Origin of the sequence: Dietzia sp. Alg238-R159, from assembly GCF_900537145.1 — a bacterium.
GTDB lineage: Bacteria > Actinomycetota > Actinomycetes > Mycobacteriales > Mycobacteriaceae > Dietzia > Dietzia kunjamensis.
This window is the reverse complement of sequence record NZ_UNRI01000006.1, coordinates 48,612-62,741: the sequence shown is the minus strand read 5'-3', so window position 1 is coordinate 62,741 and position 14,130 is coordinate 48,612. Positions and strand designations below refer to the sequence as shown.

The window sequence follows — 14,130 nt, the reverse complement described above, 5'->3', positions numbered from 1 at the left end:
GCTGTGAAGGGTGTGACAAAGGGTGTGTGGGAGTCCCGGATGTGTCGCACGGCGAGTCCTGATGCGTGTGGAATGACCCGTGATGAGGCCCCCGAATCGGGGCGGGTATCCGTTCAGGGCGGAACGTCGCACTCGGCAGGAGGCCGCAGAGGCCCGTTACGACCTCTCGCAGCGGTCCTGGGTCCGCGCACCAGGGCGTGCGGACGCCATCGGGTGCCGATATGTTGCTGTCGCCGACGCGGACCGTCATCTTCGGCGCGTGCGGGGTCGGCAGGGGGCCGGCCGGAGACGCGGGGCGTCGGTGGACGTCCGCGGGAGCGGGCACGTGCGGGGGCGCGGGTCTCGCAGCGAGGATGAGCTCGGCGCGGAGATCAGAGGGACCGCGAACGCTCCTTGATCCGGGCCGTCAGCTCCTGGATCTGGTCGTACGTGCGCCGGTCGTCCTTGATCTCCTTGAGGATCTTGCGCTGGGCGTACATGACCGTCGTGTGGTCCTTGCCGCCGAAGGTGACGCCGATCTTGGGGAGCGACAGGTCGGTCAGCTCGCGACACAGGTACATGGCGATCTGGCGGGCCCGCGACAACGACCTGGTCTTGGAGGTGCCGCACAGTTCGTCGATGCTCGTGGAGAAGAACTCCGCGGTCACCGCCATGATGGTCGCCGCCGAGATCTGTAGGGAGTCATCGTCCGAGACGACGTCACGGAGCACGACCTCCGCGAGCGGCACATCGATCTCGTGGCCGTTGAGGGAGGCGAACGCCACCACCCGGATGAGAGCACCTTCGAGCTCACGGATGTTGCGCTGGACCCGCGTCGCGATCAGCTCGAGGACGTCCCTCGGGACCACGTAGTTCTCGGACTTGGCCTTCTTGTCGATGATCGCGATACGGGTCTCCAGCTCGGGCGGCTGGATGTCGGTGATCAGACCCCACTCGAACCGGGTGCGCAGGCGGTCCTCCAGTGGCTGCAGTTGCTTGGGCGGCCGGTCGGACGAGATGACGATCTGCTTCTGCGCGTTGTGGATCGTGTTGAAGGTGTGGAAGAACTCTTCCTGGACCTGTTCCTTGCCGATGAGGAACTGGATGTCGTCCACCAGGAGGATGTCCGCCTCGCGGTACCGCTTCTTGAACATGTTCTGGCGGCCGTCGCGGACGGAGTTGATGAAGTCGTTGGTGAACTCCTCTGTCGAGACGTACTTGACCTTCTGCTCGGAGTACATCCGCAGGGAGTAATGCCCGATCGCGTGGAGCAGGTGGGTCTTGCCCAGACCGGACTCGCCCCAGATGAACAGCGGGTTGTAGGCACGGGCCGGTGCCTCGGCGACCGCGAGCGCGGCGGCCCGGGCGAAGCGGTTCGAGTTGCCCTGGACGAAGGCGCTGAACGTGTAGCGCTCGTTCAATCCGGGCGCGGTCGCGGCGGACAGCGCCTCGTCGCGGTCGCTGCCGTGGAGGAGGCGCTCGGCGGCGATCTGCTCCTCGGTCATCCGCCGGGGGCGGGTCGTCGCGGGCGGATGCTCGTCCTCCGCGCCGGGACCGTGGATGTCGTCCGCGTCGGTGGCCGGGTGGTCGGTGTCGTCCGTCGGTAATTGAGCCCCGGCGAGTGACGTGTCCACCTTGACGGCCAGATCGATCGGCTCTCCGAGCTGCGAGCTCAGTGCGCGCGTGATGGGACCGCGGAGGATGGACTCGATGTTATCGCGTGCGAATGCCGACGGGGCGGCGAGCATCGCGAAACCATTGACCACGGCGATCGGCTGGACGAGCCGAAGCCACGCCTGCTGCTGGCGAGACAGGGCCGGATTGTCGTCACTGGCCAGCTCCGGATCGGTCAGCTTGTCGAGGACGGCACTCCACACGTGTTCGAGTTCAGGAGACACGGTGGGCGGTCTCCTCTCGTCGTGTGTCGGGCGTTGCTGGTGGTCCGGGTGGCCGGCGGCGCCGGGAACCACACTCTATCCACAGGCTCCGACCCAGGTCCACCGAGGTATCCACATGGTTGTCCACAGCTGTGGGGAGACAGACCTCCCCCGTCGGTTCACGGGTGGGTCGTCGGTGGAGAGGGGTCGAAGGTGCATGTTCGAGTTCACGTCGCGTCTTGCAGCCCTGGTGGGGCTCGCCTGAGGAATGACGGTAACAACATGGTGATCCGGGGGGCAACCCTCAAGATAGACTGGAGTGCGGATGTCAAGCATCGCGGCCGTGGGCGTGTCGTTGTGGTCTGGAAACTGGTATCAGTGAGACGAATGGGATCACACGGTTTGGCGGCCGCCGCCTCGGGCGCGTAATCTTGAGCAATCTGTCGTGCGCTCGTGGGCGCTCGGCGCGTCGTGGTGCCGCCGTCCTTCGGTGATTCGACGACGTCTCGAACTCGATCGGGCGCTGGACACGGCGCCGACTTCACGTGAGGAGCCAACCATGGCCAAGGGCAAGCGGACTTTCCAGCCGAACAACCGTCGTCGCGCCAAGGTGCACGGCTTCCGTCTGCGCATGCGCACCCGCGCCGGTCGCGGCATCGTCGGCGCCCGCCGGCGTAAGGGCCGCGCGTCGCTGACGGCCTGATTCCGGCCGGGGTGGCGGGTGCTCCCCAGGTCGCACCGGCTCCACCGTTCCGCTGACTTCGCGACGGTGGTGCGAAAAGGTGCCAGGAAGGGCCGCCGCACCATGGTCGTACACGCCCACGTGGACTCTTCGGATGTCCGCGTGGGCGGCCCGCGTTTCGGCCTGGTTGTCAGCAAAGCCGTCGGGGACTCGGTGACTCGTCACCGCGTCAGCCGACGGCTTCGTCATATCGCGCGCGGCCTGTTGGACGAGGCTGGCGACGATCTGATGGTGGTGATCCGGGCGAACCCGGCCTCCGCGGGTGCGTCGCACGACGACCTCGTGCGGGATATGCGCGCGGGGCTCGCCGCTGCCGTTGCTCGCGCCGGGGGCTCGTCGTGAGCACGGGGCACCCGGGTCCCATCGCGCGGATCCTGTTGTGGATGCTCGACTTCTACCAGAAGGGCATCTCCCCCTGGACTCCACCGAGCTGCCGATTCGAACCCACGTGCAGTAGCTACGCCGTCGAGGCGGTTCGCGTCCACGGAGCCTGGTACGGCACCTGGCTCTCGGTGTGGCGTCTACTGCGCTGTGGGCCGTGGACACCAGGCGGTTGGGATCCGGTTCCCCGGCCCCGTGCGCCTGATCCACCGGGCCACGCGCCCCCCGAGTACACCGACAATTCTCGAACGTAGCTAGGACTCCACCACCCATGTCGTTCATCACCAACCCGTTGGTCTACTACCCGATCTCCGGCATCCTCTGGTTCTGGCACAAGATCTTCGCGTTCCTCGGCGGTCTGCTCCCCTGGGTCGAGGCGCCGGATTCCAACGGGGTCATCTGGGCCTTGTCGGTGATCTTCCTCGTCTTCACCCTCCGTGCGATGCTGTTCTGGCCGGCGGCCAAACAGATCCGGTTCTCCCGCAAGATGCAGGAGATGCAGCCCAAGATGAAGGAGCTGCAGAAGCGGTACAAGAACGACCGCGAGAAACTCGCGGTGGAGACGCGGAAGCTGCAGAAGCAGGAAGGGTTCAATCCCCTCCTGGGTTGCCTGCCGATGCTGATCCAGATCCCGGTCTTCCTGGGTCTGTTCCACGTGCTGCGGTCGTTCAACCGGATGGGTTCGCAGTTCGGCGCCCTCGGGATGAGCGCCGAGGAGACGCGCAACACGGGCAACTACGTGTTCAACGCGGACGAGGTGCAGAGCTTCCTCGACGCCCGCCTGTTCGGTGCGCCGCTCTCGTCCTTCATCTCCCAGCCGGTCGAGCAGTTCCAGGCGTTCGTGGAGCCGGGCGCGATGCTCGACTTCTCCCGGTGGAACATCATTCTCGTCGCCATTCCGCTGATGATCGTCTCGGCGGTCACGACTCACTTCAACGCGCGGATCTCCCTGTCCCGCCAGTCGCCTGAGGCCGCGGCGAACCCGCAGGCCAAGATCATGAACCAGCTCATGCTGTGGGCCTTCCCCATCGGCATCCTCGTGACCGGCGCCTTCTGGCCGATGGCGATTCTCGTGTACATGGTCACGAATAACCTCTGGACCCTGGGTCAGCAGTACTTCCTGTACGAGAAGATGGCCAAGGAGGACGACGCCGCGGCCCTCCTGCGGCGCGAGGAGCAGAAGGCGCTCGCTCCGCGGGTGGGTGTGAAGCCCACCAAGCCCAAGAGGAATCGGGCCGCCGCGACGGGAACGGGCGTGGTGACGGATCCGGCCGGGGAGGTGGGTACCGCGACGGTGGACGACGACGAGGTGATCGACCCCGACGCGGGGCCTGCGGTCGCTCCGGCATCCGCTCCACGCCCGGGTCAACGGCCTCAGGCTCCCGGCGGGCAGCGCAGTAGACCAGCCCAGAAGGGATCGGGTTCGCGTCCCAAGAACAAGAAGAAGAAAAAGAAGCGTTGACCCGCTAGGGAAACGTGAGTAAACAAGGTCCCCGATGCTCCGGCGTCGGGGACCTTGTCCCATACTTGGGGTAGATATTCGTCGTACTCTCGGGGTTCGGCGATCGGCGGTCACGACGGAGGCAGGTCCATGTCCAAGAGGAACATCGAGGTGTCCGAGGAACGATTGGTCGAGGAGGGCGAGGTCGCTGGCGACTATCTCGAGCAGTTCCTCGACATCCTCGACTTCGACGGGGACATCGATCTGGACGTCGAGGGTGATCGAGCCGTGGTGAGCATCGTGGGTGGCGACGACCTGGATACGTTGGTCGGCTCGGACGGGTCGGTGTTGGACGCTATCCAGGAGTTGACCCGTCTCGCGGTTCAACAGGAACTCGGCGATCGGAGTCGGTTGATGCTCGACATCGCCGGCTGGCGTGAGGCGAAGCGCGAGGCTCTGACCGAGTCCGGTCGCGTGGCAGCGCAGCGGGTTCTCGAGTCAGGTGAGTCGGAGGAGCTCGAGCCCATGACGCCGTTCGAACGCAAGATCATCCACGATGCGATCGCGGAGATCGAGGGTGTCACCTCGGACTCGACCGGCGTCGAGCCCAACCGCCGGGTGGTCGTCCTGCCCGGGTGACGGGCGGTTCGGGGCAGGGGTGCGAGTCGTCTGGCTCGCACCCCTTCCCTGTGTCCGAGGATCTAACGACATCGATGTGATTCACCGCTGGTGTTTCACGTGAAACAGTGGCTTTGCGGCCGCGAGAAGGAGCGCGAGACCATGAACGGACACACGGGCCACGCAGCGTCACGTGACAGCGAGGGGGCCAATAGGGCTGCGGGTGAGACGCCGGCCGAGCCGGGCTCGACATCTGACTCCGGTGAGCTTCCCTCTGCGCCGCCCGCTTCAGCCGAGGTGTTCGGGGATCGACTGGGTCTCGCGTACCGGTACGTCGATTTCCTCGCGACGGCCGGGCTCGAGCGTGGGCTGATGGGTCCGCGTGAGCGGCCTCGGATGTGGGATCGGCACGTGCTCAACAGTGCGGCTGCTGAATCGCAGTTGGCGGAGGGCGAGTCCGTCGTCGATATCGGGAGCGGCGCAGGCCTCCCTGGTATCCCACTGGCGCTCGCGCGTCCTGATCTGACGATCACCTTGGTCGAGCCACTTCTCCGCCGGGTCACCTTTCTCGAGGAGATCATCGGCGAGCTCGGCATCGATGTCCGGGTCATTCGGGGTCGCGCCGAGGAGAAGCCCATCATCATCGAGGCGGGGGAGGCGGATGTCGTGACGTCCCGGGCAGTGGCCCCGCTGGCGAAACTCGCCGGGTGGTCTGCTCCGCTGCTGAGGGTGGGTGGCCGTATGGTCGCCCTCAAGGGCGAGTCGGCAGTCGACGAGGTGGAGCGTGATCGTGCGGCGCTCCGCAAACTGGGGTTCGATGACGTTCGCGTCGAGACTGTCGCTGCGCCGGATGCCGAACCGACGAGGCTGGTGATCGGCACCCTGGCGACTAGGATGGGGGGCCGTGGCTCCCGATCCCGCGGACGCGGGCGTCGGTCTCACTGAGGCCTGACGGGGACGTGTCCAGTGTCGGTTTCACGTGAAACAATGGCACCGACACGGCGGCAGGCTCGCCGCGCTCACGATGCAACTCGAAAGGTGACGGATGTCCTACGACGAGACCCCGATCTTCGCGGCCGCGCGGCAAGCGAACGAGGTCCTCCACGGGGATGCACCGGCACTCCCCCGTCCCGAGTCTCCGCGGATCGTCACGATCGCCAACCAGAAGGGCGGGGTGGGCAAGACCACGTCCACCGTCAACGTTGCCGCCGCTCTCGCCCTGGGTGGGCTCGGGGTGCTCGTGATCGACATGGATCCGCAGGGCAACGCGAGCACAGCGCTCGGTGTCGATCACCGCGAGGGCACACCGTCGAGCTACGACCTTCTGATGTGGGAGGCGTCCGTCGACGAGCTGATGCAGAAGAGTCCCCATGCCGAGCGGTTGTTCTGCGTGCCGGCGACCATCGACCTGGCGGGATCGGAGATCGAGCTGGTCGGGCTCCCCCAGCGGGAACGACGTCTCGCCGAGGTCCTCCTGCCGGAGGACCTGCAATCGCTTGGTATCGACTATGTCTTTCTCGACTGTCCGCCCTCGCTCGGCCTGCTCACCGTCAATGCGATGGTCGCTGCTCGCGAGGTCCTTATTCCGATCCAGTGTGAGTACTACGCCCTCGAGGGAGTGGGTCAGCTTCTCCGTAACGTCGAGCTCATCCAGCAGCATCTCAATACGGATCTGGAGATCTCGACCATCATGCTGACGATGTACGACGGGCGCACGAAGCTCGCCGAGCAGGTCGCCGGTGAGGTGCGGAAGCACTTCGGTGACACCGTGTTGCGGACGGTGATTCCGCGAAGCGTGAAGGTGTCCGAGGCACCGGGGTACGGGATGACCATCCTCCAGTACGACGCCGGGTCGCGCGGGGCGCTGGCCTACCTGGACGCCGCCCGCGAGATCAATGCACGGGGAGGGCCGGCCGGTCCGGGAGACCTCGTATCCACGCCCACCGCGAGTGAAGTTGAGGGCGTCGACCGCCCGGAGGAGAACTGATGAGCCAGCAGCGTAAGGGTGGTCTCGGGCGGGGTCTCGCCGCCCTCATCCCCACCGGCCCCGACGAAGGGCCTCGGCTCGGTAACGACGCCGCCGACCTGATCCTGGGGCCGCGTGGTGGCGGTCCGCGCACCACTCCCCCACGTCCGCGCTCGTCCGGGGCTGGGAATCGGGGTCCGGCGGATATGGAGCTCGCCGGTGCTGCGTCATCGACGGCTCGCGGGGCCGACGCTGGCTCGCATGCCGACGATGGCGCGCCGGTTTCACGTGAAACAACCGAGTTGGTGGACCCCGGCGCCGTCTACCGGGAGATCTCCCCGGCCGAGATCGACCCCAACCCGAAACAGCCCCGCACCCACTTCGACGAGGAGGCGTTGGCCGAGCTCGCTCATTCCGTCAAGGAATTCGGACTCCTCCAGCCCATTGTCGTTCGTGAGATGTCCGGTGGGCGCTATCAGCTCATCATGGGTGAGCGACGCTGGCGGGCGAGCCAGCGCGCGAAGCTCGAGACGATTCCGGCGATCGTTCGGCAGACCGACGACGAGGATCTGCTGCGGGACGCTCTGCTCGAGAACATCCACCGGGTACAGCTCAACCCTCTCGAAGAAGCCGCCGCCTACCAGCAGCTGCTGGAAGAGTTCGACGTGACCCAGTCAGAACTCGCGACCCGCATCGGCCGATCCCGCCCCGCGATCACCAACAGCATCCGCCTGCTCCAGCTGCCGACCGCCGTACAGCGGCGGGTCGCGGCTGGTGTCCTGTCAGCGGGACATGCGCGCGCACTCCTGGGCCTCGAGGCGGGGGCGCCGGCACAGGACGAGCTCGCCGCCCGGATCGTCGCCGAGGGCCTGTCGGTGCGGGCGACCGAGGAGCTCGTCACCCTCGCCAACCGCGATCCCGGGGACACCACGGACAAGCCAAAGCCCCCGCCCCGCGGACGCCAGCGCAACCCGGAGCTGGAGGCGGTGGCGGGTCGGCTGTCAGACCGCTTCGAGACCTCCGTGTCGGTCACGATGGGGCGCCGTAAGGGACGTATCACCATCGACGTCGGCGACACCGATGATCTGGCCCGGGTACTCGCACTTCTCGAGGGCGGGTCGACCGCAGCGCCGCGATGATCTCCCTCCGCCCGCTGGACCTGTCGGCGGTGGACCAGCTGGGTCCTCGCGCCCGGCGTTGCGTCTATTGGCAAACCGACGGTGAGCAGTCCCCGGGAGATCCGGAGTTCGAGAAGGAAGCGTGGATCTCACACGTATCCCTGGAATGGGGTGTCTGCGGCCAGCTCGCCACCTACGGGGACCGATCGACGGCTGCCGCCTTCTACGCCCCCCCGGGGATGGTGCCGCGGGCAACGTGCTTCCCGACCTCGCCCGTCGGCGCTGACGCTGTGCTGCTCGCCGGCATGAGTGTCGAGCACGGCGCACCGGCAGGGGTACTGACCGCGTTGCTCGACGCCGTCGTCGTCAATGTTCGAAGCCGCGGAATCAAGGCCATCGAGGCCTTCGGGGTCACGTCCGAGGACCCCGGGCATGTTACGTCACGTGACGGGTGCGGCGCGGACTCGTGCGTGCCGGGGATGAGCTTTCTGGTCGAGCACGGTTTCACGGTGGTGGCACCCCACGAGACCCATCCCCGCCTCCGGCTCGATATCGAGAGCGAGCACTTGTGGAAGGCGGATGTGGAGCGCGCCCTCGATCAGCTCTTCGCCGAACACGGATTCGCCACCCGGCGGCTCGGGGTGCTGTCGGGCGCGTCGGCGAGCGCCGTCGCCCGGGGGCTCTGACACCCCGGGAATCACGACACCCCGGTCCCGACTCCCCCGGGGTGGCCGGAGCCGCGATCAGTCGCGCTGGCGCTGCTCGTAGTCGATGAGGTCGTCGACGGACATCGACCCGGTGGGATGATCGTCCTCGTCGAGGAGGTACAGACGTTTCACGCCCACGAGGATCGAGTCGATGATGGTGTCCTGGGCGGCACGATCGCCGAGGATCTCGAGATCCTGCGGGTTGTACGCGTAGCCCAGGTAGATCTGCACGGACGGCATGCGGGTCATTCGCAGCAACGGCCAGCTCCGGCCATGGGTCCGGCAGTCGCGAAGAGTGGTGCGGCTGACGATCTCCCGCTGGATGAAGCCGGATAGGGCCTCACCGAGCATGGACTCCGCGCCGAGCGAGTTTCCGAAGTAGAACGTCGCGACCCCGTTGCCCACCGGATTCGGGTGGCGGTCCAGGCGGAGCGAGATGATGAGATCGGCGTTGAACGCGTTGGCTATCTCGGCGCGCTCGGGATCGGTCGGGATCATCGCCTCGGGCCGGGAGAGGAAGACCTCCACGCCGGCCTGGTTCATCCGCTCGGAGAGCCGCCGGGTGATGTCCCAGAGCAGTTCCGCGTCGGTGATGGTCCCGTAGGGGGTGTCGATCCGGATTGGATTCTCGGACCCACTGGGGCCGGGATCGAGGACGATCCGTTTACCGGCGAGCATGGGACCGGAGGTGCGGGCCCGCTCCTTCTCGACGAGAGAGGCGACGTCCCCGCCCTTGAACAGGGTCGAGAAGCGGCTCAGGGTGTCCAGGGTCTCGGCACCGACCACACCGTCCGCGGGGAGCGCGCAGTCGCGCTGGAAGTCGGTGACGGCCGCGTGCGTGAGGGGGCCGAAAGTCCCGTCCACCAGGCCGGCGTAGAACCCGAGCTCGCCGAGTCGTCGCTGCAGTTGGGCGATATCGTCCCCCGCCATCGGCCTGGAGACGATATAGCTCAGGTCCCGGGTCCCCAGCACGTGGCTGGCGTCGTGGAGCGCGGCCTGGGTGGCCGGACCCACGATACCGTCGGAGATCAGCGCACGCGCCTGCTGGAAGGCCAGAACGGCCTTCTCCAGGTCGGCGTCGAAGACGGCGTCGGTACGCGCGAGCACTGACCCGGTCTCGGGCTCGGTGACCCCGACCGACTCGATGTTGTGCAGCAGACCCATGCCCGCGAGGGTGGCCCGGATGGCGGCCACCTCGGGCCCACGGTCACCACGCCTCCACGCCATGGGTCTCCTCCCGCTCTCCTAGTGTTGGGTACCCGGATGAACTTACCGCCTCACACGCGGACATGCCCCGTCCGCGCCGGGCGGTGAGGGAACGCCACGGGGGAGCGCCACAGCGTAGCGACACAGGGTAGCGACCCGGTGCCGCCGGCGTGTGTGTCAGGCGCCGAGAACGTCGCCCAGCTCGGCTCGGAGCGCCGACTTGGACTTGGCGCCCGTGATGCGCTTGACCGGCTGTCCCTCCGAGAACAACAGCATCGCGGGGATCGCGGTGATCTGGTACTCGGCGGCGAGTTCCTGGTTGGCTTCGACGTCGACCTTGGCCACGGTCAGCTTGTCCGCCTCCGAGCCCGCCAGCTCGTCGAGGACCGGCGCCATCATGGTGCACGGGCGGCACCATGTGGCCCAGAAGTCCACGAGAACGGGCTTGGAGCCGCTGGCGGTGAGCACGGCGTCGGCGAAGTCGGCCTCGGTGACGTCGATGATGTTGGGGGTGTCGGCCATGAGGTGGTCCTTTCGGGTGGGTGGACGGGGCCCGGTTGTTCCGGGCCCGGTGCGGGCTCAGGCCTGCTCTGCGAGCCAGCGCTCGGCGTCGATCGAGGCGGCGCACCCCGAACCGGCGGCGGTGATGGCCTGGCGGTAGCGCTTGTCGACGAGGTCGCCACAGGCGAACACCCCGGGAAGGGAGGTGGCGGTGGTCTGACCGGTGAGGACGTAGCCGTCCTCGTCGACCTCGACCTGGTCGCGGGCCAGTTCGGAACGGGGATCGTGGCCGATCGCGACGAACATGGCGGCGGTCTCGAGCTCACTGGTCTCACCGGTGACGGTGTCGCGCAGACGGAGTTTCTCGACCGAGCCGGTCGCGCCGGCCAGCACCTCGTCCACGGCCGTGTTGAGGACGAACGAGATCTTCTCGTTCTCCCGTGCCCGCTCGAGCATGATCTTGGAGGCGCGGAACTCCTCACGGCGGTGCACGATCGTCACGGAGGAACCGAACTTGGTGAGGAAGGTGGCCTCCTCCATGGCGGAGTCGCCGCCGCCGACCACGACGATCGGCTTGTCGCGGAAGAAGAATCCGTCACACGTGGCGCACGAGCTCACGCCCCGGCCGAGGAACTCCTGCTCCCCCGGGACCCCGAGGTAGCGTGCCGCGGCACCCATCGCGAGGATCACGGCGCGGGCGCGGTGTTCCTCTTCCCCGACCCGGACGGTCTTGATGTCCCCGGCGAGGTCCATGGACGTCACGTCCTCCATCCGGAGGTCGGCGCCGAACCGCTCGGCCTGCTCGCGCATCTGCATCATGAGATCGGGGCCCATCATGCCCTCGGCGAAGCCGGGGAAGTTCTCGACCTCGGTCGTGGTCATGAGCGCGCCACCGAACTGGGAGCCCTCGAAGACGACGGGCTTGAGCTCGGCCCGCGCGGAGTAGATGGCGGCGGTGTACCCGGCCGGACCGGATCCGACGATGATGACGTCGTGGACGGTGTCGCTCATGAGTTCTCGGGGCTCCTCGGGCGGTTGGTGGCTCGTGAGTCGGAACCGGCATCAGGTGCCGGGTCTTCTAGAGGCCACAACACCCCGGGGGGCTGCCTTGTTCCCGCGCCCGCCCACCGGGTGACGGGAGGAACACCCTCACACGGTGAGGGTGACCCCCTCGAGCAGGGCCGCGAGTTTCGCGCGGCCACGGGAGCACCGGCTCTTCACGGTGCCCGGGGGGATGTTGAGCAGGTGGCTCGCCTCGGCGACGGTGCACCGCAGCATGTCGACGACGACGACGGCGTCCCGCTGATCGTCGGGCAGTTCCGCCAACGCCTCGGCCACGATGATCGCGTACGCCGGGTCCTGGTGGAAGTGGTCACGCAGCGTGACCTGTTCGTGTAGGGAGGGGGTGAGCTGGGTGTGGGTGCGCAGGCGCTGGGCCCGCATCTTGTCCAGGCAGGCGTTGACCACGATGCGGTAGAGCCACCCCTGGACCGGGCAGGCGTGGCGGAAGGTATCCGCCTTCCGGTACGCCGAGACGAGAGCCTCCTGCAGGGCCTCGGCGGCGTCGTCGCGGTTGAACGACGTGCGGATGGCCAACCGCCAGAGGTAGTCGTAGTGCCGCCGGACGAGGGCGGAGAAGGCGTCGGGGTCGCCGGCGACGTGCGCGTCCAACAGTTCGGCGTCGGACAGCGGGGACTCGGCTGTCAATGCGGGCCGGGCCCTGAGAACGGACTCTGCCCTGAGAACGGACTCTGCCCTGGGAGCGGACGGGGCGCTGAGCGGGGATTCCGCGCCTGCGGGCGGGGCAGGGGAACCCGCCGCGGTCGGGACGGCGGTACCGGTGTTCACGGCCGTCACCGTAACCCGGCCGGGCCGCCCGTGGGGACGTCTCCCGGCCGGTCAGCGGGTCAGTTCGACCTCGCTGATCGTGGCCTCGTAGGACTGGGCACCGGAGGTACCCAGGCGGGTGATCCACACCAGGACGTACCCGGACTCCCGCGGGTCATCGATCGTCACGGTGGCCGACCCGTCGCGGACGGTGCCCGCTCCGAGACGGGTGGTCTCGTCGAGTGACTCCGGAGAGGCACCGGGCGCGGACCGCACCTCGAAGCGCACGCCGTCATCCCCCGAGCGGAGCACCACCCGTCGGACCTCCTGCTCACCGTCCAGTGTGAGCAGCAACCCGATACCCGGCTTGTAGGCCGACGGGCCGTCGCCGATCTGGGATCGGTAGGCGTCGCTGGACCACGAGGTGGACCGGTCACCGTCGACCACGTTGGGGGCATCCGCCGAGTTCTCCGCGACGCCGTTCGAGGACGAGGGCTGCCAGGTGGTGACGGTCGACACGGAGACCGGGGTGGTCGGGGTGGCCTCCTCCGCCTCGTCCCCGGTGTCGCCTGCGGCGGGGTCATCGGCCGCGGGCTCGGCGGTCTGGGAGGCGCGACTGGCCTGGGCGGCTCGTTCGATCGCGTCGAGCTGCTGTGAGAGCGGGGTGTCGTTGCGGGTGCCGCCGAACCCCCCGAGCATCCACGTGAACAACAGGGCGATCACCACGACCGCGGCCGCGCCGGTCCCGGCCATGATCTGCCAGCGGCGCTTCTGGACCTCCGGGTCCGGCTCGCTGTACGGCGCGGGTTCGGGACCCGCCTCAGCCGAGGACCACTCCGCCGGCGATCCCTCCGCCGACGACCACTCCCCCGGTGCCCACTCCGTCGCGGTGGCGGTCGCCGGGTAGGCGACCCGGGAGGAGGCCCCGGAGGAGGCGCGCCGCGGCCCGCCGACGCGATCGGTCACCATCGCTCTCACGGTGGCCGCCGAGCTGACCGACGACCCGTCGAGAGACCGCATGGCCAGGACCGCGGATTCCGGCGCCACCCCGGAACCGGCCACCGTGGGGTCGAGGAGCTCGTCGTCGTCGTCCCTCCGGGCGGGGCCGGGCCGACCGTCGGTCGGTTCGTACAGATCGGAACCCTCGGGCAGCGGGAGCGGCCACGCTCCGGTGAGCAGCGCGTAGAGGGTGCCGCCCAGGCCCCGCACGTCGGACCGGGCGTCGTCCCCGTCGCGGACCCCGGGGAAGGCCAGGACGGCGCGCCCGTCCTCGGTCAGACGGATCCGGTCGGGCGAGTCGAGGCCCAGGGTCAGGCCCACCTCCTCGGCACGGGTCGCGGCGTCCGCCAGACCCCACACCGCGCCCACGGCGGAGTCGGGGTCCGGCTCGGTCACGGCCGCGGCGAGACTGCGTCCGGGGATCCACTCCGAGACCACGATGCCGCCCGCGCGGCCGCGGATGACGTCGAGCACGCGCGCCAACCCGTCCGCGTAGACCGTGGTGAGCGCGACGGTACGGTCGAGCACCCCCGTCGCCGAACCCGGGGGCTGCTCGCCGGGGAGCGGGTCGACGAAGGTCAGGGCGACGAACCTCCCCAGGCGCCGGTCGCGGGCCTTCCAGAAGGACTGGCCGGCGACACCACCGCACGGTTCGAGGAGTTCGTACCTGCCGCCGGAGACCAGGCCTCCGACGGTCAGACGCGGTGGCGACGAGGCGGTGTCCGGTGCCGGGGCTCCAGTCTGTTCACCCACCCGTTGACCCTCCTC

Annotated in this window: 15 protein-coding genes; 9 read left to right on the top strand and 6 right to left on the bottom strand. The window is 68.2% G+C overall.

From position 1 onward, the window contains the following. Nucleotides 1-371: 371 nt before the first annotated feature. The gene (gene dnaA / locus G6R20_RS13830) at nt 372-1,877 is read right to left on the bottom strand and encodes a chromosomal replication initiator protein DnaA (protein WP_163376710.1); all 1,506 of its coding nucleotides are present in this window, start codon (nt 1,875-1,877) and stop codon (nt 372-374) included. A gap of 538 nt (nt 1,878-2,415) precedes the next feature. Between dnaA and rpmH the strand changes: the two genes are divergently transcribed. The 9 genes from rpmH to G6R20_RS13785 all read left to right on the top strand — a co-directional run bounded on the left by rpmH (nt 2,416) and on the right by G6R20_RS13785 (nt 8,808). Next, nucleotides 2,416-2,559 (top strand): 50S ribosomal protein L34, encoded by a 144-nt coding sequence (rpmH, locus tag G6R20_RS13825; protein WP_007629603.1) that lies wholly within the window; start codon nt 2,416-2,418, stop codon nt 2,557-2,559. Nucleotides 2,560-2,577: 18 nt separating this feature from the next. Further along, a complete protein-coding gene (rnpA, locus tag G6R20_RS13820; RefSeq protein WP_163376709.1) occupies nt 2,578-2,940 on the top strand; it encodes a ribonuclease P protein component in 363 nt (120 codons plus the stop codon). Continuing rightward, on the top strand, nt 2,937-3,233 hold the full coding sequence (yidD, locus tag G6R20_RS13815; RefSeq protein ID WP_163376708.1) for a membrane protein insertion efficiency factor YidD: 297 nt from the start codon (nt 2,937-2,939) through the stop codon (nt 3,231-3,233). Before rnpA ends, yidD begins: the two co-directional genes overlap by 4 nt. A gap of 17 nt (nt 3,234-3,250) precedes the next feature. Next, nucleotides 3,251-4,441 carry a membrane protein insertase YidC gene (gene yidC, locus G6R20_RS13810; RefSeq protein ID WP_163376707.1) on the top strand — a complete coding sequence of 397 codons (1,191 nt, stop codon included), beginning with the start codon at nt 3,251-3,253 and terminating at the stop codon, nt 4,439-4,441. 129 nt (nt 4,442-4,570) lie between these two features. Continuing rightward, complete coding sequence (locus G6R20_RS13805; RefSeq protein WP_163376706.1) at nt 4,571-5,059, top strand: R3H domain-containing nucleic acid-binding protein; 489 nt, start codon at nt 4,571-4,573, stop codon at nt 5,057-5,059. Nucleotides 5,060-5,200: 141 nt separating this feature from the next. Next, a complete protein-coding gene (rsmG, locus tag G6R20_RS13800; protein ID WP_163376705.1) occupies nt 5,201-5,983 on the top strand; it encodes a 16S rRNA (guanine(527)-N(7))-methyltransferase RsmG in 783 nt (260 codons plus the stop codon). Nucleotides 5,984-6,083: 100 nt separating this feature from the next. Then, nucleotides 6,084-7,025 (top strand): ParA family protein, encoded by a 942-nt coding sequence (locus G6R20_RS13795; protein ID WP_240341473.1) that lies wholly within the window; start codon nt 6,084-6,086, stop codon nt 7,023-7,025. Next, nucleotides 7,025-8,143 carry a ParB/RepB/Spo0J family partition protein gene (locus G6R20_RS13790; RefSeq protein ID WP_163376704.1) on the top strand — a complete coding sequence of 373 codons (1,119 nt, stop codon included), beginning with the start codon at nt 7,025-7,027 and terminating at the stop codon, nt 8,141-8,143. Before G6R20_RS13795 ends, G6R20_RS13790 begins: the two co-directional genes overlap by 1 nt. Then, nucleotides 8,140-8,808: a hypothetical protein gene (locus G6R20_RS13785; protein ID WP_067720183.1), complete on the top strand. Its 669-nt coding sequence runs from the start codon at nt 8,140-8,142 to the stop codon at nt 8,806-8,808. The genes G6R20_RS13790 and G6R20_RS13785 overlap by 4 nt, the downstream gene beginning before the upstream one ends. A 57-nt stretch (nt 8,809-8,865) precedes the next feature. On the opposite strand, the gene G6R20_RS13780 is transcribed toward G6R20_RS13785, so the two are convergent. The 5 genes from G6R20_RS13780 to G6R20_RS13760 form a co-directional block, all read right to left on the bottom strand. After that, nucleotides 8,866-10,056, bottom strand: a complete 1,191-nt coding sequence (locus G6R20_RS13780) for an N-acetylmuramoyl-L-alanine amidase (protein WP_067720182.1) — start codon at nt 10,054-10,056, stop codon at nt 8,866-8,868. A gap of 156 nt (nt 10,057-10,212) precedes the next feature. Further along, nucleotides 10,213-10,557 carry a thioredoxin gene (gene trxA, locus G6R20_RS13775; protein WP_067720180.1) on the bottom strand — a complete coding sequence of 115 codons (345 nt, stop codon included), beginning with the start codon at nt 10,555-10,557 and terminating at the stop codon, nt 10,213-10,215. A 57-nt stretch (nt 10,558-10,614) separates the two neighbouring features. Then, nucleotides 10,615-11,547, bottom strand: a complete 933-nt coding sequence (gene trxB, locus G6R20_RS13770) for a thioredoxin-disulfide reductase (RefSeq protein ID WP_069389400.1) — start codon at nt 11,545-11,547, stop codon at nt 10,615-10,617. 138 nt (nt 11,548-11,685) lie between these two features. Further along, entirely contained in the window at nt 11,686-12,243 is a 558-nt protein-coding gene (sigM, locus tag G6R20_RS13765) for an RNA polymerase sigma factor SigM (protein ID WP_067720252.1), read from the bottom strand. A gap of 192 nt (nt 12,244-12,435) precedes the next feature. Next, a complete protein-coding gene (locus tag G6R20_RS13760) occupies nt 12,436-14,115 on the bottom strand; it encodes a protein kinase family protein (protein ID WP_163376703.1) in 1,680 nt (559 codons plus the stop codon). Nucleotides 14,116-14,130 lie beyond the last annotated feature (15 nt).